The following is a 24,776-nucleotide window of genomic DNA, read 5'->3' as shown; positions in this document are numbered from 1 at the left end:
TCGGAAGTGCCCATGCCTGCGCCGGCCCAGCCCCATCACCTTCACCTGACCCTGGCCAACGGCCTGCGGGTTTCCCTGCGCCATGCCCCGCGTTTAAAGCGTTGCGCCGCTGTTTTGCGGGTGGCGGCCGGCAGCCATGACGTGCCGTTGGCGTGGCCCGGCCTGGCGCACTTTCTGGAACATCTGTTGTTTCTTGGCACTGAGCGTTTTCCGAGCGATGAAGGGCTGATGACCTACGTGCAGCGCCACGGTGGCCAGGTCAATGCCAGCACCCGCGAACGCACCACGGATTTCTTCGTTGAACTGCCGTTGTCGACCTTTGCCGATGGGCTCGAACGCCTGGCCGATCTGCTGACCCATCCGCGCCTGGCGCTGGACGATCAACTGCGCGAGCGCGAAGTGCTGCACGCGGAATTCATCGCCTGGTCCCAGGACGCCAACGCGCAACAACAGGTCGCGCTGCTGGAGGGCCTGGCGGCCAATCATCCGCTGCGCGGCTTCCATGCGGGTAATCGCGACAGCCTGCCGGTGGAACGTCAGGCGTTTCAGCAAGCATTGCGGGATTTCCACCAGCACTTCTATCAGTCGGGGCAAATGACCTTGAGTCTGGCCGGCCCACAACCGCTGGCAGAACTGGAACGCCTGGCGCGGCGCTTCAGTGAGCAACTGCGCGCCGGCCCGCGACACCCGCAGGCGGCCCCGCCAGCACTGATGCCCGCTCATACGCAGCATTTCCAACACAGCGCCGACGGCCATCTGCATCACGTCATCAGCGTCGACGCCCCCAAGGAAGCCCTGGACTTCCTCTGTTTCTGGCTCAACGCCTCGGCGCCCGGCGGGTTGCGCGCGGAACTGCAAGCGCGGCAATTGGCGAGCACTGTGCAGGCCTCCGTGCTCTACCATTTCGCCGGGCAAGCGCTGCTGGATCTCGATTTTACCCTCGGAACTCAAAGCGACGCGGCGACACAGATCGAAGCGTTGTTGTACGACTGGCTGAGCTTTTTCGCACACAGCGACTGGACATCTCTGCGCGAGGAATTCGCCCTGCTCAACGCACGCCAACAGCAGGTCCAAGGCGCCCTCGCGTTGGCGCGGCATGACAGTGAAGAACTCGAAGCACCGGTGTCGGAGCAGCACGTTGCCGCCCTCAAGACCCTGCTCGACGCCCTGCCGCTGCAAGCCTGCCGACATGCGTGGCAACTGCCGCCCAACAACCCGTTCCTGCGCCCACCCGTGAAGGACGAACGCGCCGGCCTGATTCGCGGCCAGACCAGCGCCCACCGGGGCTTGCGCACCTTTGCCCAGGACCGTTACCGAGGGCGGCGAGAGCTGTCGGCGTTGTCGTTCAGCCCGGCGTTGGCCGATGCCCATGAGGAAGGCGCGCTCTACCTGCGCTGGCGGCTGGATTGCGCGCTCCCATCGACGCTGGAAAACACCCTGGCACCGTTGCGCGAAAATGCCCGCCAGGCCGGCGTCGACTTATCCTTCGACGCGATCGGCAATGACTGGCTGGTGAAGATGGTCGGTCTTCACCAACCCATGCCGGCGATACTCGATGAACTCGCGCGCAGCCTGAACCTGCTTGAGGAGGATCGGCAACACGCCACTGCCGGCACACCGCCGATTGCCATCCGGCAATTGCTCAAGGCGCTGCCGGCGTGCTGTGCCGGCGTTCGACCAAACCCGCCTGCGCCCTCGCTGTCGTGGGCCCACGCACGCTGGGAAGGCCTGGGCATTGGGCTGCCCGCCCACTGCGAAGCGGCGCTCAGATCCGCCGCCACCCGCTTGCCCGGGCAACCGGCCCTTCTTGAACCCGAATGCCCCAGCCTCAACGGCCAGCGTCTATGGCATGAGGTCCACACCGATGCCCTTGATGCGGCCTTGCTGCTGTTCTGCCCGACGCCGACGCGCGCCCTGGCAGATGAAGCCGCATGGCGCCTGCTGGCGCACCTGCTCCAAGGGCCGTTCTACCAACGCCTGCGGGTAGAGCTGCAAATCGGCTACGCGGTGTTCAGCGGTATCCGACAGATCAATGGGCAAACCGGCCTGCTGTTTGGCGTGCAGTCGCCCAGCGTTTCCCTTGAGGGCATCATGCAGCACCTGCACACCTTCCTCGCGCAATTACCGGCATTGATCGACGCCAGCGACGACCTCGGCCACCCAGCGCTGGCGCAACAATTCACGGCGCAGGCGCTGCCCCTCGCCCAGGCCGCCGAACTGTTGTGGCAGGCGCGCCTGGCCGGCCATCCAGCAGAGTATCTGGCGCTGCTTCAACACCAGATCCAAGCCCTGACGCACGCGGATCTGCAGCGCGCCGCCCAACAGGTGCAGGACGCCGCGGGCGGCTGGCGCTGCATCGCCAACGGCCCGCGCAGCGGCGGTGACTGGCAATCGGCAGACTGATCGTTGCCGCTGCCGCAATAGGCTTTTTCCACCAAGACAGCGCTAACTTGGAAAAAAATGCGTAATATTCATAGGCACACATCTGAACATCTCCGACTGGAGGTGGACTATATGTATTACTTGGTAGTAAACGTCCCATCCCTTCGTAGGAGTAAGAATATGACTTGGTCCAAACCTGCTTACACTGATCTGCGCATCGGTTTCGAAGTGACTATGTACTTCGCCAGCCGCTGATTGGCTGGGTAAGACAACGCCTCGGCTCGTCCGGGGCGTTTTTGTTTTCAGCTTTGTTTGATGGAGCGGCCATGTTTGTCCAGATTCTAGGTTCCGCCGCCGGCGGCGGCTTCCCGCAGTGGAACTGCAACTGCGCGAACTGCGCAGGCTTTCGTGATGGCAGCCTGCGAGCGCAGGCGCGTACCCAGTCATCCATCGCGATTTCCGACGATGGCGTGAACTGGGTACTGTGCAATGCCTCGCCGGATATCCGCGCACAACTGCAGGGCTTCGCGCCGATGCAACCCGGCCGTGCCCTGCGCGACACCGGCATCAGCGCGATCATCCTGATGGACAGCCAGATCGACCACACCACTGGCCTGCTGAGCCTGCGCGAAGGCTGCCCGCACCAGGTGTGGTGTACCGACATGGTCCATGAAGACCTCAGCAGCGGTTTCCCGCTGTTCACCATGCTCACCCACTGGAATGGCGGCCTGGCCTGGAACCGTATCGAGCTGGACGCCAGCTTCACCATCCCGGCCTGCCCCAACCTGCGTTTCACCCCGCTGCCGCTGCGCAGTGCCGCGCCACCGTATTCGCCGCACCGCTTCGACCCGCACCCCGGCGACAATATCGGCCTGATCGTCGAAGACCTGCGCACCGGCGGCAAACTGTTCTACGCCCCAGGGCTGGGCAAGGTGGACGCGCCATTGCTGGAAATCATGGCCGGCAGCGACTGCCTGCTGGTGGACGGCACGATGTGGGACGATGATGAAATGCAGCGCCGTGGCGTCGGCACCCGCACCGGCCGCGAGATGGGCCACCTGGCGCAGAACGGCCCCGGCGGCATGCTCGAAGTGCTGGAACACCTGCCGAAGCAGCGCAAGGTACTTATCCACATCAACAACACCAACCCGATCCTCGATGAAGATTCTCCCGAGCGGGCCGAGCTGGTGCGGCGCAATGTCGAAGTGGCTCACGACGGCATGAGCATTGAACTGTAGGAGCGAGCTTGCTCGCGAAAAACGCAAGAACACCGCAGATACTCAGGGTGCACGCGTCACCGTTAACGACCTTCGCGAGCAAGCTCGCTCCCACAGGAGACCCATATGACTGATATACCGATGAGCACCGATGCATTTGAAAAAGCCCTGCGGGCCAAGGGCGCCTTCTACCATATCCATCACCCGTACCACGTGGCGATGTATGAAGGCCGCGCCACCCGCGAGCAGATCCAGGGCTGGGTCGCCAACCGCTTCTACTATCAAGTGAACATCCCGCTGAAGGACGCCGCGATCCTGGCCAACTGCCCGGACCGTGAAATCCGCCGCGAGTGGATTCAGCGCCTGCTCGACCACGACGGCGCCCCCGGCGAAGACGGCGGCATCGAAGCCTGGCTGCGCCTGGGCCAGGCCGTCGGCCTCGACCCGGACCAACTGCGCTCCCAGGAGCTGGTGTTGCCCGGCGTGCGCTTTGCGGTGGACGCCTACGTCAACTTCGCCCGCCGCGCCTGCTGGCAGGAAGCCGCCAGCAGCTCGCTGACCGAACTGTTCGCGCCGCAGATCCACCAATCGCGCCTCGACAGCTGGCCGCAGCATTACCCATGGATCGACCCCACCGGCTATGAGTATTTCCGCACCCGCCTGGGCCAGGCCCGCCGCGACGTGGAACACGGCCTGGCGATCACCCTGCAGCACTACACCACCCGCGAAGGCCAGGAGCGTATGCTGGAAATTCTGCAGTTCAAACTGGACATCCTGTGGAGCATGCTCGATGCCATGAGCATGGCCTACGAATTGAAACGCCCGCCCTATCACAGCGTGACCACGCAGCGGGTCTGGCATAAAGGGATCGCCCTATGAGCTTTGATCGCAGCAAGAAACCGACCTGGCGCCAGGGTTATCGCTACCAGTACGAGCCCGCGCAAAAAGGCCATGTACTGCTCTACCCCGAGGGCATGATCAAGCTCAATGAAAGTGCCGCCTTGATCGGTGGACTGATCGACGGCGAGCGCGACGTCGCCACGATCATCGATGAGCTGGATAAACAATTTCCCGGTGTGCCTGAGCTGGGCAATGATGTAGAGCAATTCATGGAGGTCGCCCGTGCCGAGCACTGGATCACCCTTGCCTGAAAAACCAGCCATCGGCCTGCCCTTGTGGCTGCTCGCTGAGCTGACCTATCGCTGCCCGCTGCAGTGCCCGTATTGCTCCAACCCGCTGGATTTCGCCGAGCAGGGCAAGGAACTGAGCACCGAGCAGTGGTTCAAGGTGTTTCGCGAAGCCCGTGAGATGGGCGCCGCGCAGTTGGGCTTTTCCGGCGGCGAACCGCTGGTGCGCCAGGATCTCGCCGAACTGATCGCCGAAGCGCGCAAGCTGGGCTTCTACACCAACCTGATCACCTCCGGCATCGGCCTGACCGAGCAGAAGATCAGCGACTTCAAGAAGGCTGGCCTGGACCACATCCAGATCAGCTTCCAGGCCAGCGACGAACAGGTGAACAACCTGCTGGCCGGCTCGAAAAAGGCCTTCGCGCAAAAGCTGGAAATGGCCCGCGCAGTGAAGGCTCATGGCTACCCGATGGTGCTGAACTTCGTCACCCATCGGCACAATATCGACAAGATCGACCGCATCATCGAGCTGTGCATTGCGCTGGAAGCGGATTTTGTCGAACTCGCCACCTGCCAGTTCTATGGCTGGGCGCAGCTCAATCGCGTGGGGTTGTTGCCGACCCAGGAACAGTTGGTGCGCGCCGAACGCATCACCAACGAATACCGCGCCAAGCTCGAAGCCGAAGGGCACCCGTGCAAGCTGATTTTCGTCACCCCGGATTACTACGAAGAACGCCCGAAAGCCTGCATGAACGGCTGGGGCAGCATCTTTCTGACTGTAACCCCGGATGGTACCGCCCTGCCCTGCCACGGCGCCCGACAGATGCCGGTGCAGTTTCCCAACGTGCGCGACCACAGCATGCAGCACATCTGGTACGACTCTTTCGGCTTCAACCGCTTTCGCGGCTACGACTGGATGCCCGAGCCGTGCCGTTCATGCGATGAAAAGGAAAAGGACTTCGGCGGCTGCCGCTGCCAGGCGTTCATGCTGACCGGGGATGCGAGCAATGCCGACCCGGTGTGCAGCAAGTCCGAGCACCACGGCATCATCCTTCAAGCACGGGAAGAGGCCGAACACGCCACCCAGACCATCGAGCAACTGGCCTTTCGCAACGAGCGCAACTCACGACTCATCGCAAAAAGCTGAGAGCCTCAGCGTTTGGCGATGATGTACACCGCGTGAATGATGCCTGGGAAGTAACCGCACAAGGTCAGCAGAATATTCAGCCAGAACGCGCCGGCGAAACCCACTTGCAGGAATACACCCAGTGGCGGCAACAGAATGGCGATGATGATACGAATGATGTCCATGGGTTCAGCTCCTGAAAATCGGCTCGTGTGAGCCGTGTAGCTAATCGACCTTGGACGTTCGTGAGGGTTCAGTAGGATCTGGCACCGCGACCGTCGTTCGCTGCACAAAAAAAAACGCCCCCAGCCAAAAAAAAACAAGCTGGGGGCGCCGCGTATACCGCGAGACGGTTCAGGAATAAGGGGTCAGACGGCGATGCCCTTGCGGCATTGCATTTGTGCGGTGCGTACCCGGGAAAAGGCGTGCCCCAGGCGCAGGAGCATTTCGTCGATGTTGCTTTTGCTCACCGTCAGGGCCGGGGTGAAGCGCAGGCAGTTGGGTTGCGGGGCGTTGAGGATCAGTCCTTCGTCCAGAGCCGCTTTTACTACGGCATCCGCAGAATCATCCGATAACGTCAGTCCCCACATCAGGCCGTGGCCGCGCAGTTGACCATGGCCATAGCGATAAGCCAGGCGAGCCAGACCTTCGCCGAGGTAACAACCAGACTCACGCACATGCTCGAAGAAGCCATGCCCCAGCACAGCATCGAGCACCGCCCCCCCGGCGCAGGCCATCAGCGCATTGCCATGATGGGTGCCTTCCAGCTCACCGACTTCAAAGCAACAAGCCTTGCCACGCGCCAGCAGTGCCGCCAGCGGTACACCACCGCCCAGGCCTTTGCCGAGTGCAATGATGTCGGCGCGTACACCGTACTGCTCTTCGGCGAGCAAGGTGCCGCAACGGCCAATACCGGTTTGCACTTCGTCGAGGATCAGCAGAATGCCCAGCTCGCGGCACAGCCGCTCGACACCCTTGAGGTAATGCTCGGTCGCCGGGATGACGCCGGCTTCGCTCTGGATCGGCTCGAGCATGATGGCAACGGTTTGCGCGTCAACGGCCGCGTGCAGCGCCGCCAGGTCGTTGAGCGGGACGTGACTGAAGCCCGGCAATTGCGGTTCAAAGCGGTTTTCACGGCTGCTCGCCGAGGCCGACATCGCCGCGAAGCTGCGCCCATGGCAACCATTGCTGGCGCTGATGATGCGATAAGCACCGCCGCGATACAGCTGGCCCCACTTGCGCGCCAGTTTGATCGCCGCTTCGCAGGCTTCCGCGCCGCTGTTGAGCAAATACGCCTGGTCGCTGCCGGTGCGGTGGCACAGGCGGTCGACGAGGTTGAGTTGGGGACGGTTATGCAAGCCGTTACCGGGATTGATCAGCGCCTGGGCCTGATCGGCCAGGGCCCGGATCAATACCTGCGGGCTGTGGCCGAGGCTGTTGGCCGCGCAGCCCTGGCTGAAGTCCAGATAGGCGCGATCATCGCTGTCCCACAACCAGGAACCCTGGCCGCGCACAAAGACCTGCGGGGGGCGCGCTACGGTAGGCATCAGGCATCCACTGGGAAAATCTTCGCCACACGCATCCAGGATCAGGTCATCCAGACTGGCCGCCGAGCGGCGCAAATTGAACAGGTTCACACTTTTCCTCCCATGGCAACCATGCCGTGGTCGGTGTACCCCGCAAAACCTGCCTGGAGGTTTTTTGACTTGCCTATGCAAACACCATCAACATAAACGCTAATCATCGCCCGATCTGGCCCTGTAAGCCTTGTGGATAGGCGCTAGACTAGGCGTCTTGGGGGCCAACGGCCATTTCGATTTTCCAGCTTTTCCGATAAGAATTACTTATGGATTTTAAGCAACTGCGTTATTTCGTCGCGGTGTATGAGGAAGGCCACGTAGGCCGTGCCGCTGAGCGCCTGTCGATCTCCCAACCGGCCCTGTCACAGCAGATCCGCCAGCTCGAACAAAACCTCGATGTGAGCCTGTTCGAACGCAGCAGCAAGCGCCTGCTGCCGACCCTCGCGGCCCATACGTTATACAACCACGCCTTGCCGTTGATCGATGGCATGCAACAAGCCGTGGAGGCGTTGCGCAACTTCAAGGGCCAGGCATTGCGCACCTTGGCCATCGGTGTGTTGCAAACCGTACACACCAGCCTGGTGCCGCAGATGCTGGAGCGTGTGCGCAAGGCCCAGCCGCACCTGGTGGTGCAAATCTACGAACTGACCGGGCTGGAGATTGAACGGCGCCTGCTCAATGGCTCGCTGGACATCGGCATCAGTTACCTGCCACCCCGCCAGCCGGGGCTGCACGGCGTGCTGCTGTATGAAGATGAGCTGAAGGTGGTCATCCCGGAGGATCACCCCCTGCGTGAATTCAAGAAAGTTTCCCTGACACAAGCGGCCGAGTTGCCGATGTTGCTGCTCGGGGAGGAGTTTCAGATCCGGCAGATCTGGCAGGGCCAGCTATCCAACCTCGGGCGGCGCCCGCAGGTGCAGGCGGAGTTGAATACCATGGTGGGGATTCTCGACAGCCTGCCGCATACCAAACTGGCCACGGTGCTGCCGGGACGTTCCCAGGACCAACACAACAGCCAGTCGCTGCTGTGGAAACCCTTGAGTGAACCGAGGGTGCCGCTGAAAGTCGGGTTGGTGTGCCGCGATGTGCAGCGCCAGCAAGCGACGTTGGCGCTGCTGCGCACCTTGCTGGAGGACGTGATGAACGCCCCGCAGGTGCCGGGCTGAGTTTTTCGCGGGCAAAAGAAAACCCCGCCGAAGCGGGGCTTTGCAGACTGTTTCCCTGACATCCATTTCACTCCGCCATCCTGGCAGAATCCTACGTGTCCGTGTTGTTGCTTTGCGCTTCCTGCGCGACGTCCATGTGAAGTAGATTATCCGTGGATCCAATTTGGCGATAGAGGACGATTAGCAGCACGTCATGTAAGAGAATGCTTACAAAGCCTCTACACCCTTAGAACAGGGCCTCATCCAGCAAGAACAGCGATTCGCTACCGGCTTTTACCGACGTGCTCAACGACTGAATACGCGGCAGCAGACGGGCAAAGTAGAAACGTGCGGTGCCCAGCTTGCTGGCGTAGAAACCTTCCTCGGCTTCTTTGCCCAGCGCCGCCTTGGCCATCCTTGCCCACATGTAGGCGTAGGCCATGTAACCGAATGCATGCAAATACTCCACCGAGGCCGCACCGATTTCATTCGGGTTGCTCTTGGCACGGTCCAGCACCCAGGCCGTCAACTCATCCAGGCTATCCACCGCGGCATTGAGCGGCGCGGTGAACTCAGCCAGCTCCGCGCCCGCGGTGGCGGTGAACTGGCGGATCTCGTCGGCGAACAGGGTATAGAACGCGCCGCCGCTGCCGACAATCTTGCGTCCCATCAGGTCCAGGGCCTGAATGCCGTTGGTGCCTTCGTAGATCTGGGTAATGCGTACATCACGCACCAATTGCTCCTGGCCCCACTCGCGGATGTAACCGTGGCCGCCAAAGATTTGTTGGCCGAGTACCGTGGTTTCCAGGCCCAGATCGCTGAGGAATGCCTTGGCCACCGGGGTCAGCAAGGCCACCAGGTTATCCGCGCGCTCGCGGGCGGCGGCGTCTTCGCTGAACTTGGCGATATCCAGTTGCATCGCCACATATGTGGAGAATGCACGACCGCCTTCGTTCGACGCCTTCATGGTCAACAGCATGCGACGCACGTCGGGGTGGACGATGATCGGGTCGGCGACTTTGTCCTTGGCCTGGGCGCCGGTCGGCGCACGGCTCTGCAGGCGGTCGCGCGCATATTCAATCGCGTTCTGGTAAGACCGCTCACCGGACGCCAGGCCCTGGATGCCTACGCCCAGACGCTCGTAGTTCATCATGGTAAACATCGCCGCCAGGCCCCGGTTAGGCTCGCCCACCAGGTAACCCACGGCTTGGTCGAAGTTCATCACACAGGTCGCCGATGCTTGAATCCCCATCTTGTGTTCGATGGAACCGCAGCTCACCGGGTTACGCGCGCCCAGGCTGCCGTCGGCATTGACCATGAATTTCGGCACCAGGAACAGCGAAATGCCCTTCGGCCCCGCAGGCGCATCCGGCAGTTTGGCCAGGACCAGGTGGATGATGTTCTCGGTGAGGTCGTGTTCGCCGCCGGTGATGAAGATCTTGGTGCCGCTGATGGTGTAGGAACCGTCCGCCTGAGGCTCGGCCTTGGTGCGGATAATGCCCAGATCGGTGCCGGCATGCGCCTCGGTCAGGCACATGGAACCGGCCCACTTGCCGGAGTACATATTCGGCAGGTAGGTGGCCTTGAGTGCTTCACTGGCATGGGTGTTGATCGACACGCAGGCGCCGGAAGTCAGCATCGGGTACAGGCCAAACGCCAGGCTCGACGAGTTGATCATCTCTTCGACTTGCGCCGACACCGCCTTGGGCATGCCCATGCCGCCAAACGCCGGATCGCCGCCTACGCCCACCCAGCCGCCTTCGGCGTAGGTGGTGTAGGCCTGTGGAAAGCCGTCCGGGGTGCTGACAACCGTGTCGGCCCAGCGGCAGCCCTGTTCATCGCCGCTGCGGCTGAGCGGGGCGATGGATTTGGCGGTGACTTTACCGGCTTCTTCGAGGATTGCCTCAACGGTTTCGGCGTCGACAGTGTCTGCCAATGCCGGCAATTGGGCCCAAAGTGTGGCGACCTCAAAAACTTCGTTGAGGACGAAGCGCATATCACGCAGCGGCGCTTTGTAATCAGCCATGGCAAACCTCGTGAGAACGTGAAAAGTAATTCGATAGGGTCGGTTTTACAGGCGCCGAGTGTACCCGAACAACTTTTCAGACACATAGGGTCCACTTTTGACTGATTGGTATTTTTAAGTCATCAGCCGCCGAATGCCTCCGCAGGCAGACTCATCAGGCACTCGCTGCCCGCTTGCACGGCAGCCCGATGGGTGGCGGTGCGCGGCAGCAGGCGCTTGAAGTAAAAGTCGCAGGTGGCCAGCTTGGCCTTGGCGAAGTCGGCATCATCGTGGGTCTGCGCCGCGATCGCCATGCGCAGCCACAAATAGGCGAGGACGATGTAGCCGCTGTACATCAAGTAGTCCACTGCGGCGGCGCCCACTTCATCAGGGTTTTTCATCGCGGCCATGCCGACCTCGGTCGTCAGCTCGCCCCATTGCCGGTTCAGTTGAGCGAGCTGCGCCACATACGCCTTGAGCTGCGCATGCTCGGCATTCGCCTCACAGAACTTATGCACAATCCGGGTAAAACCGCGCAGCAGCTTGCCCTGGCTGCCCAACACCTTGCGCCCCAGCAAGTCGAGCGCCTGGATGCCGTTGGTGCCTTCGTAGATCGACGCAATGCGGCAATCGCGCACCAACTGCTCCATGCCCCACTCGCGAATAAAACCATGGCCGCCGAACACCTGCATGCCGTGGTTGGTCACTTCCAGCCCGGTGTCGGTCATGAAGGCTTTGCAGATCGGCGTGAGGAATGCCAACAGGTCTTCGGCCTCCTGGCGCTGGCCGGCGTCGGCGCTCAAGTGCGCGGTGTCGAGCAGTTGCGCGGTGAAATAGGTGAGCGCCCGGTTGCCTTCGTTGAACGCCTTCATGGTCAGCAGCATGCGCCGCACGTCGGGATGGACGATGATCGGGTCGGCGGCTTTTTCCGGGGCCTTGGCGCCGGTCAGCGCGCGCATTTGCAGGCGGTCGTTGGCGTACCTGATCGCGCCCTGGAAGCTCGCTTCGCCGTTGCACAGCCCTTGCATCCCGGTGCCGAGGCGCGCGTGGTTCATCATGGTGAACATGCAGTTGAGGCCTTTGTTCGCCTCGCCGATCAAAAAGCCCTTGGCCCCATCGAAGTTCAGCACGCAGGTGGCCGAGGCCTTGATCCCCATCTTGTGCTCGATGGAGCCGCAATGCACCGCGTTGCGCTCGCCCGAATCGGCATGGAACTTGGGCACGATAAACAGTGAGATGCCTTTGGTGCCGGCCGGGGCGTCCGGCAGCTTGGCCAGCACCAGGTGGATGATGTTGGTGCTCAGGTCGTGCTCACCGGCAGAGATGAAGATCTTGCTGCCGCTGACCGCATAGCTGCCATCCGCCTGGGGCACGGCGCGGGTCTTGATCAGGCTCAGGTCGGTGCCGCAGTGGGCTTCGGTCAGGCACATGGTGCCGGTCCATTCGCCAGCGGTGAGTTTGCTCAGGTAGGTGGCTTTCTGTTCGGCGCTGCCGTGGGCGTGGATCGCCGACATCGCGCCGTGGGTCAGCCCCGGGTACATGCCCCAGGAGGTGTTGCTGGAGCCGATCATTTCGCTGAGCACCAGCCCCAGGGATTGCGGCAGGCCTTGACCGCCGTAGGCCGGGTCGGCTGCCACGCCGTGCCAGCCGCCTTGCACATACTGAGCAAAGGCTTCCTTGAAGCCCTTGGGCGTGGTCACCACGCCTTTGTCGAAATGGCAGCCTTCTTCATCGCCGCTGCGGTTGAGCGGCGCGAGCACGTTCTCACAGAATTTCGCACCTTCTTCGAGGATCGCGCTGACCATGTCCGGGCTGGCGTCCGTCGCGCCGAGGGCGGCGTAGTGAGCGTGGAAATCAAACACGTTGTCGATCAGAAAGCGCATGTCGCGCAGGGGAGCTTTGTACTCAGGCATGGCAATGTCTCCGGCAGCAGATGGTTTCAACCTACTGCCGGCCACCGCCCCGGACAATCACTGTAGCGCCGCTGAATACAGCACCATCACTCAACCGGCAGCACTCTGCGTGCGTACCGCGCCACGGCGGTTTTGCCCGGCCGCAATCACGCAGTTACGCCCCGCGCCCTTGGCGGCATACAGCGCCTGGTCGGCGGATTTGAGCACCTCTTCGGAGGTGCGGTGCTCGGCCTGGCGCTCGGCCACGCCGATGCTGATGGTCACCGAGACACTCGACGCACCGCTGCCCGCGCGCCGCTGGCGACCTTGCAGGTCATCCTGCGGACGGTCCGGGTTGCGCAGCTTGATGTCGTAGTTGGCGATGATCTCGCGGATTTCTTCCAGGTGCGGCATGCATTCATCCAGGGTCTTGCCGGCAAACACCACGGCGAACTCTTCACCGCCATAACGGTAGGCGCGTCCGCCGCCATTGACCTTCGACAGCTTGCTGGCGACCAGGCGCAGCACCTGGTCGCCGACATCGTGGCCATGGGTGTCGTTGAAGCGCTTGAAGTGATCGACGTCGCTCATCGCCAGCACATAGTTGCGCCCCAGTCGCTGCATGCGCTCATTGAGTGCGCGACGCCCCGGCAGGCCGGTCAACTCGTCACGAAACGCCATCTGATACGCCTCGTGGGCCACCGCGGCCGCAATCATCAGCATTACCTGGCTGCACATGATGTTCAGGGTGAACGGCAGGATAAACGTCTGCGGCAACATCCAGAACAATCCCACCAGCCCCACCATCTGCGCCGCGTGCAGCGGGCGCGGCTGGTACCAGTATTGCGCCACCAGGGTCAGGAAACCGATCAGGAACATCGGGTACGACAGCTGGATCAGGCTCATCCAGGCGCCATGCAGCGCCGGCCAGCGAATTTCCGCCAGCCAGTTCAGCAGCGCCTGGGGATAACTTTGCTCCAGCGCCAACGCGACACTGCCGACCGCCAGCAGCACCGCACAGCGCGCGACAAAATCACGGAACAAGTGGGTTTTTTCCTGCCACAACCCATAGAGGCCGAACAGCAGCGGCAGCAACAGGCAGCACAAGTGGAACACCACCGCAGCGTCTTCGCGCACGCGGCCGTTGTCGCGGTAGTAGTCGGTCTGGGTGTCGAGCAGGAAGTAGGCGATGTACACCGTGATCATCAGGAACAGTTCACGCTGGCGACGATAGACCGCGCAATACGAACCGCCGAGCAACAGCACCAGGGTCGGCAACACGTTGAACAGCGAGGTGAAGAAGACGTTGAGGTCCTTGACATACGCAGCCGAGAGCCCGGCCAGTAACAGCAGCAATGAAGGGAGGAAATGACTGAAACGTAAAGCGGACGCGCGTGACAAGGGTAAAACTCCGACCCGCCAGGAATGATGGCACTGTGCCTTACTCCAGACAGTTAAACATACCCTGCCCGGCCTGTATCACATTGCCATCACTGTAACGGCAGCCAATCGCAATCCCTGAGCGCCCCGCTGCGTTTTTTATCGGCAAAAAAAAACCGTCGCCCCAACAGGAGCGACGGTTTTTCAAGTGGGCTCGGTGAGGCTTAGTAAGCCAGGCCGAAGTCCTCTTCTTTCATGTCCATCAGGTTGTTGGCGCCCGACAGCATGGTGGCCACGTGAGTACGGGTACGCGGCAGGATGCGCTGGAAGTAGAAGCGCGCGGTCTGCAGCTTGGCGGTGTAGAACGCCGCTTCGCTGGTGCCGGCGGCCAGTTTTTCGGCCGCCAGGCGTGCCATGTCGGCCCAGAAGTAAGCCAGGCAGGCGTAACCGGAGTACATCAGGTAGTCCACCGACGCGGCACCGACTTCTTCACGGTCTTTCATCGCCGCCATGCCGACCTTCATGGTCAACTCGCCCCACTCTTTGTTCAGCGCGGCCAGCGGTGTCACGAACTCTTTGACCGCTTCGTTGCCTTCGTTGGCCTGGCAGAACTTGTGGACGATCTTGGTGAAGCCCTTCAGCGCTTCGCCTTGGGTCATCAGCACTTTACGGCCGAGCAGGTCCAGCGCCTGGATGCCGGTGGTGCCTTCGTACAGCATCGAAATGCGGCTGTCGCGCACGTTCTGCTCCATGCCCCACTCGGCGATGAAGCCGTGACCGCCGTAGATCTGCACGCCGTGGTTGGCGGACTCGAAGCCGACTTCGGTCATGAACGCCTTGGCGATCGGGGTCATGAAGGCCAGCAGGCCATCGGCCTGTTTCTTGGCTTCGTCGTCGGTGCCGTACTTGACGATGTCCACTTGCTTGGCGGTGAAGTACACCATCGCACGGTTACCTTCGGCGAAGGCTTTCATGGTCAGTAGCATGCGGCGCACGTCGGGGTGGACGATGATCGGGTCGGCCGCTTTGTCCGGCGCTTTCGGGCCGGTCAGGGAACGCATTTGCAGGCGATCGCGAGCGTATTTCAGGCCGCCTTGGAAACCGATCTCGGCGTGGGCCAGGCCTTGCAGCGCGGTGCCCAGGCGAGCGGTGTTCATAAAGGTGAACATGCAGTTCAGGCCTTTGTTCGCCGGGCCGATCAGGAAACCGGTGGCTGCGTCGAAGTTCATCACGCAGGTGGCGTTACCGTGGATGCCCATCTTGTGTTCCAGGGAACCGCAGGTCACCGCGTTGCGCGCACCGATCGAGCCATCGGCGTTCGGCAGGAATTTGGGCACGATGAACAGCGAGATGCCTTTGGTACCGGCCGGTGCGTCCGGCAGGCGGGCCAGGACGATATGGACGATGTTGTCGGCCATGTCGTGTTCGCCGGCCGAGATGAAGATCTTGGTGCCGGAGACTTTGTAGGTCCCGTCGGCCTGAGGTTCGGCCTTGGTGCGCAGCATGCCCAGGTCGGTGCCACAGTGAGGCTCGGTCAGGCACATGGTGCCGGTCCATTCGCCCGACACCAGCTTGGTCAGGTAGGCGTCTTGTTGCTCGGGGGTGCCGTGCTCGGAGATGGTGTTCATCGCGCCATGGGACAGGCCTGGGTACATGCCCCACGACCAGTTGGCTTCGCCGACCATTTCGCTGACCGCCAGGCCCAGGGATTCCGGCAGGCCTTGGCCACCGTGCTCCACGTCATGGGCCAGGCTCGGCCAGCCGCCTTCAACGAACTGTTTGTAGGCTTCTTTGAAACCAGTAGGGGTCTTAACGCCTGACTCGCTCCAGGTACACCCTTCGATGTCACCCACGCGGTTCAACGGTGCCAGTACTTGCTCACAAAACTTGGCGCCTTCTTCGAGAATGGCGTCAACCATGTCCGGAGTAGCGTCCTGGCAAGCCGGCAGGCTTTGATAATGCGCTTCATAGCCGAGCAGTTCGTCACGAACGAAGCGAATATCACGCAAGGGGGCCTTGTAGTCAGGCATAGCGATAAACCTCTGCTGATGTGTCTGGGATGAACAACCGCGTGGGATTTGTTATGGCGGTCAAACAGGGGTTTGAAACATACGTTTACGACCTGGGGATGTCAAGCGTCGTCCCGCTGCCGTTTGTCATGACACCGCTCAAGAGCGCGCACGACGATGCCTGCGGCGAGGCGCCACAAGGGTTATCGGGAAAAAGGCGAAGGTACAGGCGCGAGCGGTGTGCCTGGCACACCGCGTTGCTTCAGGGGGTCAGGCGAAGGTGTCGATCAACGTGCCGAGCATTTCATCGGAAGCCTTGGCGACTTTCGCGCCCAGCTCCACCTGAAACTTGCCTTGGGCCATTTCGACCATATTGCTCGCCGAGTTGGTCGGCTGGGCGCGGTCATTGGCCTGCAGCAGGTCGCTCTGGGCGTCCGACGGCTGGGTAGTGGCGGCGCTGGCAATCCTGCCGGCGGCCTGGTCGACGCGGCTCTGCCCGGTTTGAATGGTACTCAGGCCTGAATAAAACGCACTGCTGCCAGAGATTTCCATGGCGTGGACCTGCTGAGAGAATCGTGAAGTTGAATTGAAACAGACATCCGGGCAAAAGGCCCGTCAAAAACGCTAATGGCATAATGCCTTATCGATAGCCAAAATCAGTCAAGCAAGTCCAAGTGCAGGTACTCGGCCACCGCGGCGCTGCTGGCGTGCTTGAGTTTGGGCACCCGGCCCAGGCACGGCGCGGGCAAGCGTTCGGCCAGGGTGGCGAGGTTTTCTTCCAGACGAGAGGTCTTCGGCTCGATGATATTCGCCACCCAACCGGCCAGCGGCAGGCCATCGCGTGCGATCGCTTCGGCGGTGAGCAGGGCATGGCTGATGCACCCCAGGCGCACGCCCACCACCAGGATCACCGGCAATTGCAGCGCCATGGCCAGGTCGGACAGGTTGTCCTGGTCGGCCAACGGCACGCGCCAGCCGCCCGCGCCTTCGATCAGGGTGAAATCCGCTTTTCGCGCCAGAATCTGTTGCATGGGTTTGAGCAGCGATTGCACCGTCAGCGCAACGCCCGCCTCGCGCGCGGCCAGGTGCGGCGCGATGGCCGGCTCGAACGCCACCGGGTTGACCTCGGCGTAGCTCAACGGCAACGAACACTCGGCCAGCAGTGCCAGCGCATCGGCGTTGCGCAAGCCTTTGGCGGTGACCTGGCAACCGGAAGCCACAGGCTTGCCGGCGGCGGTGCTTTTGCCGGCCAGGCGCGCGGCATGCAGCAGGCCGGCGGCGATGGTGGTCTTGCCGACATCGGTATCGGTGCCGGTGATGAAATAAGCGGCGTTCATAGAGGCTTCTCCAGTACGGCGTACACCACTTGGTAGGTGGCCGGCAGGCCCTGGGTCTGGCGGAACTGCTCGTAGGCGTCGATCAGTGCAACAATCCGCGCGCGGCCCGTCAACCCTCCCGGCCGCCCCGGGTTGAGATTGTGCGCGCCAAGCGCTTTCAATTCGTGGGTCAGGCTGCGCACATCCGGGTAATGCAACACATGAGCACGCCGCTCCAGGCTCCGCACCTTGAAGCCACTGGCCGCGCACAGCTGTTGATAGGCTTCGAAGCTGCGGAAGCGGTTGACGTGGACCCGCCCGTCCACCGCCCGCCAGCTTTCGCGCAACTCGTCCAATGTGCCCACGCACAAGCTGGCGAACGCCAGCACGCCGCCCGGCTGCAGCACGCGATGGGCTTCGCTGAGCACCGCCGCGAAATCCGCGCACCATTGCACTGCCAGGCTGGAGAAGATCAACCCGCAGCTGGCCGCCTGCAACGGCAGGCGCTCGGCGTCACCGGCGATGAAATGCTGCGCGCCGCCCAACGGCCGCGCATGGTCGAGCATGCCTTGGGCAATATCCAGCGCCACGCCTTGGCCGGCCGGCAGCCGTTCGCCCAGCACGCGGCTGAAATAACCGGTGCCGCAGCCCATGTCCAACCAGCGCTGCGCGCTGCAGGCCGGCGGCAGGCGGGTCAGCAATTCATGCCCCACCGCGCGCTGCAACTCGGCCACGCTGTCGTAACTGGCGGCGGCACGGGAAAAGGAGGCCGCCACCTGGCGCTTGTCCGGCAACGCGCCTGGCAGGCAGGCATGGGCTAAATCAGTCATCAACGCACTCGTGCAAAAAAGCCTGGATGGCCCCCGCTACACCGTGGGGATCCTCCAGGAGAAAAGCGTGGCCGGCCTGTTCAATCAGGCCGATTTCGACATCGGGCAGCAGGCTCAGCAGGTCGCTGGCGGCTTCGGCGGGCACCAATTCATCCAGGCCCGCGAACAGGTGCAACTGCGGGCCGCGGAAGGCCACCAAGGCGTCGCGGGTATCCAGTTGGGCAAGCAGCTCGAGGCCGTTCATCAACACGTCCGACGGCGTCTGTGGTGCCGCGCTGGCCAACAGACGCGCCAACCCGCGCGGGTCCGCGGCGCCTTTGGCGCACAACAGGCCGAAGCGCTTGAGGGTGACCGGGGCGTCGGCGTGGCAACCGGCGAGGAACGCCTCGAAGGTTGCGCCGGGCATCGCGTTCGGCCAGCCATCACGGGCGACGAAACACGGGTTGCTCGCCAGGGTCAGCAACCCACAACAACGCTCGCCGCGCCGCGCGGCCAGCTCGGAAGCGAGCATGCCGCCCAACGACCAGCCACCGAGCCAGGCGTTGTCCGGCAGGCTCGCGTCGAGTTCGTCGAGCCATTCATCCAGGTCGCTGGAGGCCAACGCCGGCAACGGCTCGACCTGTACGCGCAGGTGTTCGTTCAGGCCGTGCAGGGCGGCGGCCAACGGCTCCAGCGGCGACACGCCGAGGCCCCAGCCGGGCAGCAGGATCAAGCGATCACGCATGGTCGGGCTCCGTCGTACCGGACAAGCGGAAACACGCTTCCAATGCGTTTAACAATAGCTGCACCTGCGCCGCGCTGTGGGCCGCGGTCAGCGTCACGCGCAAACGGGCGCTGCCGGCGGGCACGGTGGGTGGGCGGATCGCAGTGACCATCAGGCCGCGCTCGCGCAACATCCGCGACAACGCCATGGCCTTGGCACTGTCGCCGATCAGGATCGGCTGAATCGGCGTGAAGCTGTCCATCAGCGTCAGGCCGATCTGCTCGGCGCCGTGACGGAACTGGCGGATCAGGCCGTTGAGGTGCTCGCGCCGCCAATGCTCGGTGCGCAGCAGCTCCAGGCTTTTGAGGGTGGCGCAGGCCAGGGCCGGGGGTTGGCTGGTGGTGTAGATGTAGGGCCGGGCGAACTGGATCAGGCTTTCGATCAAGTCATCACTGCCCGCGACAAAGGCGCCCGCAGTGCCGAACGCTTTGCCCAGGGTACCGACCAGCACCGGCACATCCGCCTGGCTCAGGCCGAAATGCTCGACGATACCGCCGCCGTTCGCGCCCAACGGGCCGAAACCATGGGCGTCGTCCACCATCAACCAGGCGCCTTTGGCCCGCGCTTCACGGGCCAGCGCCGGCAAGTCGGCGAGGTTGCCGTCCATGCTGAACACGCCATCGGTGACCACCAGGGTATTGCCGGTGGCTTTCTCCAGGCGCTTGGCCAGGCTGGCGGCATCGTTGTGCAGATAGCGATTGAAGCGCGCCCCGGACAGCAGGCCGGCATCCAGCAATGAAGCATGGTTGAGGCGGTCTTCCAGCACCGTATCGCCCTGCCCCACCAGCGCCGTGACCGCGCCGAGGTTGGCCATGTAACCGGTGGTAAACAACAACGCACGCGGGCGGCCGGTGAAGTCGGCCAGGGCTTCTTCCAGCGCATGGTGCGGCGTGGCATGCCCGACCACCAGGTGCGAAGCGCCACCGCCCACGCCCCAACGGGACGCACCGGCACGCCAGGCCTCGATCACCTGCGGGTGATTGGCCAGGCCCAGGTAATCGTTACTGCAGAACGCCAGTAACGGTTGACCGTCCACCACCACTTCCGGGCCTTGCGGGCTGTCCAGCAGAGGGCGTTGGCGGTAAAGGTGTTCGGCACGACGGGCAGCGAGACGCGCGGCGAGATCGAAAGACATGCAGGCCTCGGCAGATCAGAGAAATGTAAGACAGGGCGCGATCCCCTGTGGGAGCTGGCTTACCTGCGATAGCGGCAGGACTGTCACCACCGAAGTGTCAGAAAGACCGCTATCGCAGGCAAGCCAACTCCCACATTTGGATCGCCGTGGTGCTTTAAACCGCGGCGTTGTAGAACTGCTCGCTGCTTTTCTGCTCAACCAACGCTTGCTCGATCGCCGCCTGGTGGACTTCGTCGGCGTGCTCTTCCCGCGCTTCCGGCAAGATGCCCAGGCGCGAGAACAGTTGCATGTCCTTGTCGGCCTGCGGGTTGGCGGTGGTCAGCAGTTTGTCGCCGTAGAAGATCGAGTTGGCGCCGGCAAAGAACGCCAGGGCCTGCATCTGCTCGTTCATCGCCTCACGGCCGGCCGACAGGCGCACATGGGACTGCGGCATCAGGATGCGCGCCACCGCCAGCATGCGGATAAAGTCGAACGGGTCGATCTCCTCGGCGTTTTCCAGCGGCGTGCCGGCCACCTTCACCAGCATATTGATCGGCACCGATTCCGGATGCTCCGGCAGGTTGGCCAGCTGGATCAGCAGGTTGGCGCGGTCGTCGAGGGACTCGCCCATGCCGAGAATGCCGCCGGAACAGATCTTCATCCCCGAATCGCGCACATAGGCCAGGGTTTGCAGGCGCTCGGCGTAGGTGCGGGTGGTGATGATCGAGCCGTAGAACTCCGGCGACGTGTCGAGGTTGTGGTTGTAGTAGTCGAGGCCGGCCTGGGCCAGGGCTTCGGTCTGGTCCTGGTCGAGACGGCCGAGGGTCATGCAGGTTTCCAGGCCCATGGCCTTCACGCCTTTGACCATCTGCAGCACATAGGGCATGTCTTTGGCCGACGGATGTTTCCACGCCGCGCCCATGCAGAAGCGGGTCGAACCGATGGCCTTGGCGCGGGCCGCCTCTTCGAGGACCTTCTGCACTTCCATCAGCTTTTCTTTTTCCAGGCCGGTGTTGTAGTGGCCCGACTGCGGACAATATTTGCAATCTTCCGGGCAGGCGCCGGTCTTGATCGACAGCAGGGTCGACACCTGCACACGGTTGGCATCGAAATGCGCGCGGTGTACGGTCTGCGCCTGGAACAACAGGTCATTGAACGGTTGCACGAACAGTGCTTTGACTTCGGCCAAGGACCAATCGTGACGCAGGGTGGCAGTGGTGCTGGCGCTCATGGGCGATTCCTTGATTATGCTTTGGCAAACGCTGCGGGAAGGGCAATACCCACAGGCACGACACGGATGCTCGGCATATTTAAGGAAGATTCATGCACTGTCAACCTGGATACAAACACCAAGTTTACATATGGTCAAAAAACGTACAGCACTGTTTAATCTGCGATGAAGCCACTGAGTCGGCCGATTGTGTGTGCAACGCCTGCGAAACCGAGCTGCCCTGGCTGATGGAGCAGTGCGAGGTCTGCGCCCTGCCCCTGCCGCTGGACGGTCTGATCTGCGGCCAATGCCAGAAACACCCGCCGGCCTTTAAACAGGTCATTGCCGCCTGGCGCTACAGCTTCCCCGTCGATAGCCTGATCAGCCGCTTCAAGCATCAGGCGCGCTGGCCCCTCGGGCATCTGCTGGGGCGCTTGCTGGGACGCCATCTGCAACACCGCTTCGACAACGCCGAACTGCCGCGCCCCGACTGCCTGCTGCCGGTGCCCATGGCGCGCAAACGCCTGCGCGAGCGCGGTTATAACCAGGCGTTGATGCTGGCACGCTGGCTCAGCGCCGAACTGCACATTGCCTACAATGAACACCTGTTGTTACGCCCCCATGAAACCGTCGCGCAACAGGCGCTCGACGCCAAGAGCCGCCAACGCAACCTGCGCGGCGCCTTCGCCCTGGCGCGCGACATACCGGTACAGGACCGCCACTTTGCGCTGGTCGACGACGTGCTCACCACCGGTACGACCGCCCATAGCCTGGCACGTCTGTTGATGGAGGCCGGAGCGCGGCAGGTCGACGTGTACTGCCTGGCGCGCACGCCCAAACCGGGTGCCTGACTTGACTCCGGCCGGCCTTGCCCGCAACGTTCCGCTCATCTCATCGAAGCGTAACCCCATGTCTCTGCCGACCTCCCTCAGCCAACACATCATCCGTCGCCCGCAGCGCATCGCTTTGCTCGCGCATATCGCCGAGCAGGGCTCGATCACCCGCGCGGCGAAAAGCGCCGGCTTGAGCTACAAAGCGGCCTGGGACGCCATCGACGAACTGAACAACCTCGCGCAAAAACCGTTGGTGGAACGCAGCGTCGGCGGCAAGGGCGGCGGCGGCGCCAGGCTGACGGCCGAAGGCGAGCGCGTGCTGCGCCTCTATCAGCGCCTGCAAGTGTTACAGGCCGAAGTGCTCGGCTCGGACGAAGCCGCCAGCGACTTCAACCTGCTGGGCCGCCTGATGCTGCGCACCAGTGCGCGCAACCAACTGCATGGCCAGGTCGTCGCTATCGAGCGTCACGGCCGCAATGATCTGATCCGCCTGCAACTGGCCGGCGGCCTGAGCCTGAGCGCGCAGATCACCCACGACAGCACGCAACGGCTGGAGCTGGAAGCCGGTGTCGAAGTGGTCGCCCTGATCAAGGCCGGCTGGCTGGAGGTGTGCGCCAGCCAGCACCCAGAAACACCTGGACACAATTGCCTGATCGGCAGAGTCGACGCCATTCTCGACGCCGAGGACGGCCCCAGCGAAGTGCGAATCGCCCTGCCCAACGGCCAGGTACTTTGCGCCCTGGCCCAGCCCCACGCGCTCAAGGCCCTGGATGCCGCCGAAGGCCAGCCGATCCAGGTGCAATTCGCGCCGAGCAATGTATTGCTCGGCACGCCCGTCTAAGCGCCGGGCCTGCTGCGCCCGCCGTCAAACTGCAACAATTTCGTCATGCCCGCTCCTTATGGTGTCTGCAAAAACCGCAGGGAGCCTGACATGAGCCTATTAGAAGAAAACCAAGCCACCGACCTCGAACAGATGGTCGGCCTCACCCGCCGCCGCTTCATCGGCGCCGGTGCCCTGTGCGGAGCCGCGATGTTCCTCGGCGGCAACCTGCTGACCCGCAGCGCGCTGGCCGTGAATGCCGCCAACGCCAGCCCGCTGCTGGGGTTCGCCAGCATCGCCGCCGCCACCAGCGACAGCATCACCCTGCCGCCCGGCTACAGCGCCTCGGTGCTGATCAGTTGGGGCCAGCCGCTGCACAAGAATGCCCCGGCGTTCGACCCGTCCGGCAACGGCACGGCCAAGGCCCAGGAGCAGCAGTTCGGTGACAACAACGATGGCATGAGCCTGTTCGCCTTCCCCGGCGACGACAACCGCGCGCTGATGGCGATCAATAACGAATACACCAACTACCGCTACCTCTTCGCCCACGGCGGCGCGCCGCAATCGGCCGAAGACGTGCGCAAGGCCCAGGCCAGCGAAGGTGTGTCGGTGATCGAAGTGCGCCGCCAGGGCGACACCTGGCAGTTCGTCCAGGACTCGCGCTACAACCGGCGCATCCACGGCAACTCGCCGATCCGCCTGAGCGGCCCGGCGGCCGGCCATGACTGGCTGAAAACCAGCGCCGACAAATCCGGCAAAAAAGCCCTCGGCACCTTCCAGAACTGCGCCAACGGCAAGACGCCGTGGGGCACTTATCTGACGTGCGAAGAGAACTTCACCGACTGCTTCGGCAGCAGCAACCCACAACAAACCTTCGACGCCGGGCAAAAGCGCTACGGCGTGGTGGCGGCGAGCAAAGAGATCAACTGGCACCTGCACGACCCGCGTTTCGATATGGCCAAGAATCCCAACGAACTCAATCGCCATGGCTGGGTGGTGGAAATCGACCCGTTCAACCCGCACTCCACTCCCGTCAAACGCACCGCCCTCGGCCGCTTCAAGCATGAAAACGCAGCCCTCGCGGAAACCCGCGACGGCCGCGCCGTGGTGTACATGGGCGACGACGAGCGCGGCGAATTCATCTACAAGTTCGTCAGCCGCGACCCGATCGACCACCAGAACCCCAAGGCCAACAAAGACCTGCTCGACCATGGCACGTTGTTTGTGGCGATCTTCGACGCTGGCGACGGCAACGCCGACCACCCCAAGGGCAACGGCCAGTGGGTCGAGTTGACCCATGGCAAGAACGGCATCGACGCCAGCACCGGTTTCGCCAGCCAGGCCGAAGTGCTGATCCATGCACGCCTGGCTGCCAGTGTGGTGAAAGCCACGCGCATGGACCGCCCGGAATGGATCGTGGTCAGCCCCACCGACGGCCAGGTCTATTGCACCCTGACCAACAACGCCAAGCGCGGCGAAGACGGCCAGCCGGTCGGTGGGCCCAACCCACGCGAGAAAAACGTCTACGGCCAGATCCTGCGCTGGAAGCCCAACGCCGATAACCACGGCGCCGCCGATTTCACCTGGGATCTGTTTGTGGTCGCGGGCAACCCCGGCGTGCATGCCGGTACGCCGAAGGGCGGCTCGTCGAACATCAACCCGCAGAACATGTTCAACAGCCCCGATGGCCTGGGTTTCGACAAAGCCGGGCGCCTGTGGATTCTGACCGACGGTGACTACAGCAACGGCGGCGACTTCGCCGGCATGGGCAATAACCAGATGCTCTGCGCCGACCCCAACACCGGCGAAATCCGCCGTTTCATGGTCGGGCCGGTGGCGTGCGAGGTGACGGGGATCAGCTTCTCGCCGGATCAGAAGACCTTGTTCGTGGGGATTCAGCATCCCGGCGAAACCGGCGGTTCGACCTGGCCGGAGCATCTGCCCAATGGCAAGCCGCGTTCGTCGGTGATGGCGATTCGGCGGGATGATGGTGGGATCGTGGGCGCCTGACAGACCGCTATCGGGGG

The 24,776-nt window shown here is 62.9% G+C and carries 22 protein-coding genes; 10 read left to right on the top strand and 12 right to left on the bottom strand.

From position 1 onward, the window contains the following. Positions 1-12: 12 nt before the first annotated feature. The 6 genes from pqqF (at position 13) to pqqE (ending at position 5,873) form a co-directional block, all read left to right on the top strand. The gene (gene pqqF, locus INT12_RS14430; RefSeq protein WP_193058890.1) at positions 13-2,403 is read left to right on the top strand and encodes a pyrroloquinoline quinone biosynthesis protein PqqF; all 2,391 of its coding nucleotides are present in this window, start codon (positions 13-15) and stop codon (positions 2,401-2,403) included. Positions 2,404-2,562: 159 nt separating this feature from the next. Further along, on the top strand, positions 2,563-2,637 hold the full coding sequence (gene pqqA / locus INT12_RS14425; protein WP_003194766.1) for a pyrroloquinoline quinone precursor peptide PqqA: 75 nt from the start codon (positions 2,563-2,565) through the stop codon (positions 2,635-2,637). A gap of 71 nt (positions 2,638-2,708) precedes the next feature. Beyond that, on the top strand, positions 2,709-3,620 hold the full coding sequence (pqqB, locus tag INT12_RS14420; RefSeq protein WP_193040185.1) for a pyrroloquinoline quinone biosynthesis protein PqqB: 912 nt from the start codon (positions 2,709-2,711) through the stop codon (positions 3,618-3,620). A gap of 105 nt (positions 3,621-3,725) precedes the next feature. Continuing rightward, positions 3,726-4,478 (top strand): pyrroloquinoline-quinone synthase PqqC, encoded by a 753-nt coding sequence (pqqC, locus tag INT12_RS14415; protein WP_017847832.1) that lies wholly within the window; start codon positions 3,726-3,728, stop codon positions 4,476-4,478. Then, on the top strand, positions 4,475-4,750 hold the full coding sequence (gene pqqD / locus INT12_RS14410) for a pyrroloquinoline quinone biosynthesis peptide chaperone PqqD (protein WP_046489112.1): 276 nt from the start codon (positions 4,475-4,477) through the stop codon (positions 4,748-4,750). The genes pqqC and pqqD overlap by 4 nt, the downstream gene beginning before the upstream one ends. Next, positions 4,743-5,873, top strand: a complete 1,131-nt coding sequence (pqqE, locus tag INT12_RS14405) for a pyrroloquinoline quinone biosynthesis protein PqqE (RefSeq protein ID WP_017847834.1) — start codon at positions 4,743-4,745, stop codon at positions 5,871-5,873. The genes pqqD and pqqE overlap by 8 nt, the downstream gene beginning before the upstream one ends. 5 nt (positions 5,874-5,878) lie before the next feature. Here pqqE and INT12_RS14400 read toward each other — a convergent pair whose 3' ends face one another. Together INT12_RS14400 and INT12_RS14395 are read right to left on the bottom strand one after the other, a co-directional pair. Beyond that, positions 5,879-6,037, bottom strand: coding sequence for a YqaE/Pmp3 family membrane protein (locus INT12_RS14400; RefSeq protein WP_010207008.1), 159 nt, complete (start codon positions 6,035-6,037; stop codon positions 5,879-5,881). Between the two features lie 183 nt (positions 6,038-6,220). Next, on the bottom strand, positions 6,221-7,489 hold the full coding sequence (locus tag INT12_RS14395; RefSeq protein ID WP_017847835.1) for an aspartate aminotransferase family protein: 1,269 nt from the start codon (positions 7,487-7,489) through the stop codon (positions 6,221-6,223). A gap of 209 nt (positions 7,490-7,698) precedes the next feature. On the opposite strand from INT12_RS14395, the gene INT12_RS14390 reads away from it, so the two are divergent. Further along, positions 7,699-8,598 (top strand): LysR family transcriptional regulator, encoded by a 900-nt coding sequence (locus tag INT12_RS14390; protein ID WP_017847836.1) that lies wholly within the window; start codon positions 7,699-7,701, stop codon positions 8,596-8,598. A gap of 226 nt (positions 8,599-8,824) precedes the next feature. Here the strand turns inward: INT12_RS14390 and INT12_RS14385 are convergent, their stop codons facing one another. From INT12_RS14385 to bioB, 10 genes are all read right to left on the bottom strand, one after another. Beyond that, a complete protein-coding gene (locus tag INT12_RS14385; RefSeq protein ID WP_193040184.1) occupies positions 8,825-10,603 on the bottom strand; it encodes an acyl-CoA dehydrogenase C-terminal domain-containing protein in 1,779 nt (592 codons plus the stop codon). A gap of 122 nt (positions 10,604-10,725) precedes the next feature. Further along, a complete protein-coding gene (locus INT12_RS14380) occupies positions 10,726-12,495 on the bottom strand; it encodes an acyl-CoA dehydrogenase C-terminal domain-containing protein (protein WP_193058889.1) in 1,770 nt (589 codons plus the stop codon). A gap of 90 nt (positions 12,496-12,585) precedes the next feature. Then, positions 12,586-13,875, bottom strand: coding sequence for a sensor domain-containing diguanylate cyclase (locus tag INT12_RS14375; RefSeq protein ID WP_193058888.1), 1,290 nt, complete (start codon positions 13,873-13,875; stop codon positions 12,586-12,588). 203 nt (positions 13,876-14,078) lie between these two features. Continuing rightward, a complete protein-coding gene (locus tag INT12_RS14370; protein WP_046381839.1) occupies positions 14,079-15,884 on the bottom strand; it encodes a phenylacyl-CoA dehydrogenase in 1,806 nt (601 codons plus the stop codon). A 249-nt stretch (positions 15,885-16,133) separates the two neighbouring features. Further along, entirely contained in the window at positions 16,134-16,415 is a 282-nt protein-coding gene (locus INT12_RS14365; RefSeq protein WP_193040181.1) for a pyrroloquinoline quinone biosynthesis protein PqqE, read from the bottom strand. Between the two features lie 104 nt (positions 16,416-16,519). Beyond that, a complete protein-coding gene (gene bioD, locus INT12_RS14360; RefSeq protein WP_046381837.1) occupies positions 16,520-17,200 on the bottom strand; it encodes a dethiobiotin synthase in 681 nt (226 codons plus the stop codon). Further along, on the bottom strand, positions 17,197-18,009 hold the full coding sequence (gene bioC, locus INT12_RS14355) for a malonyl-ACP O-methyltransferase BioC (protein WP_193040180.1): 813 nt from the start codon (positions 18,007-18,009) through the stop codon (positions 17,197-17,199). The genes bioD and bioC overlap by 4 nt, the downstream gene beginning before the upstream one ends. Next, positions 18,002-18,733 (bottom strand): alpha/beta fold hydrolase, encoded by a 732-nt coding sequence (locus INT12_RS14350; protein WP_017847844.1) that lies wholly within the window; start codon positions 18,731-18,733, stop codon positions 18,002-18,004. Before INT12_RS14350 ends, bioC begins: the two co-directional genes overlap by 8 nt. After that, positions 18,726-19,907, bottom strand: a complete 1,182-nt coding sequence (gene bioF, locus INT12_RS14345; RefSeq protein ID WP_017847845.1) for an 8-amino-7-oxononanoate synthase — start codon at positions 19,905-19,907, stop codon at positions 18,726-18,728. Before bioF ends, INT12_RS14350 begins: the two co-directional genes overlap by 8 nt. Positions 19,908-20,061: 154 nt before the next feature. After that, a complete protein-coding gene (bioB, locus tag INT12_RS14340; RefSeq protein ID WP_017847846.1) occupies positions 20,062-21,117 on the bottom strand; it encodes a biotin synthase BioB in 1,056 nt (351 codons plus the stop codon). A 92-nt stretch (positions 21,118-21,209) separates the two neighbouring features. Between bioB and INT12_RS14335 the strand changes: the two genes are divergently transcribed. From INT12_RS14335 to INT12_RS14325, 3 genes are all read left to right on the top strand, one after another. Continuing rightward, the gene (locus INT12_RS14335; protein ID WP_193040179.1) at positions 21,210-21,947 is read left to right on the top strand and encodes a ComF family protein; all 738 of its coding nucleotides are present in this window, start codon (positions 21,210-21,212) and stop codon (positions 21,945-21,947) included. Between the two features lie 58 nt (positions 21,948-22,005). Next, positions 22,006-22,770, top strand: a complete 765-nt coding sequence (locus INT12_RS14330) for a TOBE domain-containing protein (protein WP_193040178.1) — start codon at positions 22,006-22,008, stop codon at positions 22,768-22,770. Positions 22,771-22,860: 90 nt separating this feature from the next. Beyond that, positions 22,861-24,759 (top strand): PhoX family protein, encoded by a 1,899-nt coding sequence (locus INT12_RS14325; protein ID WP_193040177.1) that lies wholly within the window; start codon positions 22,861-22,863, stop codon positions 24,757-24,759. Positions 24,760-24,776: the final 17 nt, after the last annotated feature.

Source organism: Pseudomonas sp. K8 (assembly GCF_014889455.1).
Classification (GTDB): Bacteria; Pseudomonadota; Gammaproteobacteria; order Pseudomonadales; family Pseudomonadaceae; genus Aquipseudomonas; species Aquipseudomonas veronii.
The sequence above is the reverse complement of the archived record's forward strand: the minus strand, read 5'-3'. Positions and strand labels throughout refer to the sequence as shown.

Bases quoted from the DNA above. Each gene is read 5' to 3' on its own strand.
- pqqF (WP_193058890.1), top strand. From the start codon at position 13: ATGCCTGCGCCGGCCCAGCCCCATCACCTTCACCTGACCCTGGCCAAC.
- pqqB (WP_193040185.1), top strand. From the start codon at position 2,709: ATGTTTGTCCAGATTCTAGGTTCCGCCGCCGGCGGCGGCTTCCCGCAG.
- pqqC (WP_017847832.1), top strand. From the start codon at position 3,726: ATGACTGATATACCGATGAGCACCGATGCATTTGAAAAAGCCCTGCGG.
- pqqD (WP_046489112.1), top strand. From the start codon at position 4,475: ATGAGCTTTGATCGCAGCAAGAAACCGACCTGGCGCCAGGGTTATCGC.
- INT12_RS14400 (WP_010207008.1), bottom strand. From the start codon at position 6,037: ATGGACATCATTCGTATCATCATCGCCATTCTGTTGCCGCCACTGGGT.
- INT12_RS14390 (WP_017847836.1), top strand. From the start codon at position 7,699: ATGGATTTTAAGCAACTGCGTTATTTCGTCGCGGTGTATGAGGAAGGC.
- INT12_RS14385 (WP_193040184.1), bottom strand. From the start codon at position 10,603: ATGGCTGATTACAAAGCGCCGCTGCGTGATATGCGCTTCGTCCTCAAC.
- INT12_RS14380 (WP_193058889.1), bottom strand. From the start codon at position 12,495: ATGCCTGAGTACAAAGCTCCCCTGCGCGACATGCGCTTTCTGATCGAC.
- INT12_RS14370 (WP_046381839.1), bottom strand. From the start codon at position 15,884: ATGCCTGACTACAAGGCCCCCTTGCGTGATATTCGCTTCGTTCGTGAC.
- INT12_RS14365 (WP_193040181.1), bottom strand. From the start codon at position 16,415: ATGGAAATCTCTGGCAGCAGTGCGTTTTATTCAGGCCTGAGTACCATT.
- bioD (WP_046381837.1), bottom strand. From the start codon at position 17,200: ATGAACGCCGCTTATTTCATCACCGGCACCGATACCGATGTCGGCAAG.
- bioC (WP_193040180.1), bottom strand. From the start codon at position 18,009: ATGACTGATTTAGCCCATGCCTGCCTGCCAGGCGCGTTGCCGGACAAG.
- INT12_RS14350 (WP_017847844.1), bottom strand. From the start codon at position 18,733: ATGCGTGATCGCTTGATCCTGCTGCCCGGCTGGGGCCTCGGCGTGTCG.
- bioF (WP_017847845.1), bottom strand. From the start codon at position 19,907: ATGTCTTTCGATCTCGCCGCGCGTCTCGCTGCCCGTCGTGCCGAACAC.
- bioB (WP_017847846.1), bottom strand. From the start codon at position 21,117: ATGAGCGCCAGCACCACTGCCACCCTGCGTCACGATTGGTCCTTGGCC.
- INT12_RS14335 (WP_193040179.1), top strand. From the start codon at position 21,210: ATGCACTGTCAACCTGGATACAAACACCAAGTTTACATATGGTCAAAA.
- INT12_RS14330 (WP_193040178.1), top strand. From the start codon at position 22,006: ATGTCTCTGCCGACCTCCCTCAGCCAACACATCATCCGTCGCCCGCAG.
- INT12_RS14325 (WP_193040177.1), top strand. From the start codon at position 22,861: ATGAGCCTATTAGAAGAAAACCAAGCCACCGACCTCGAACAGATGGTC.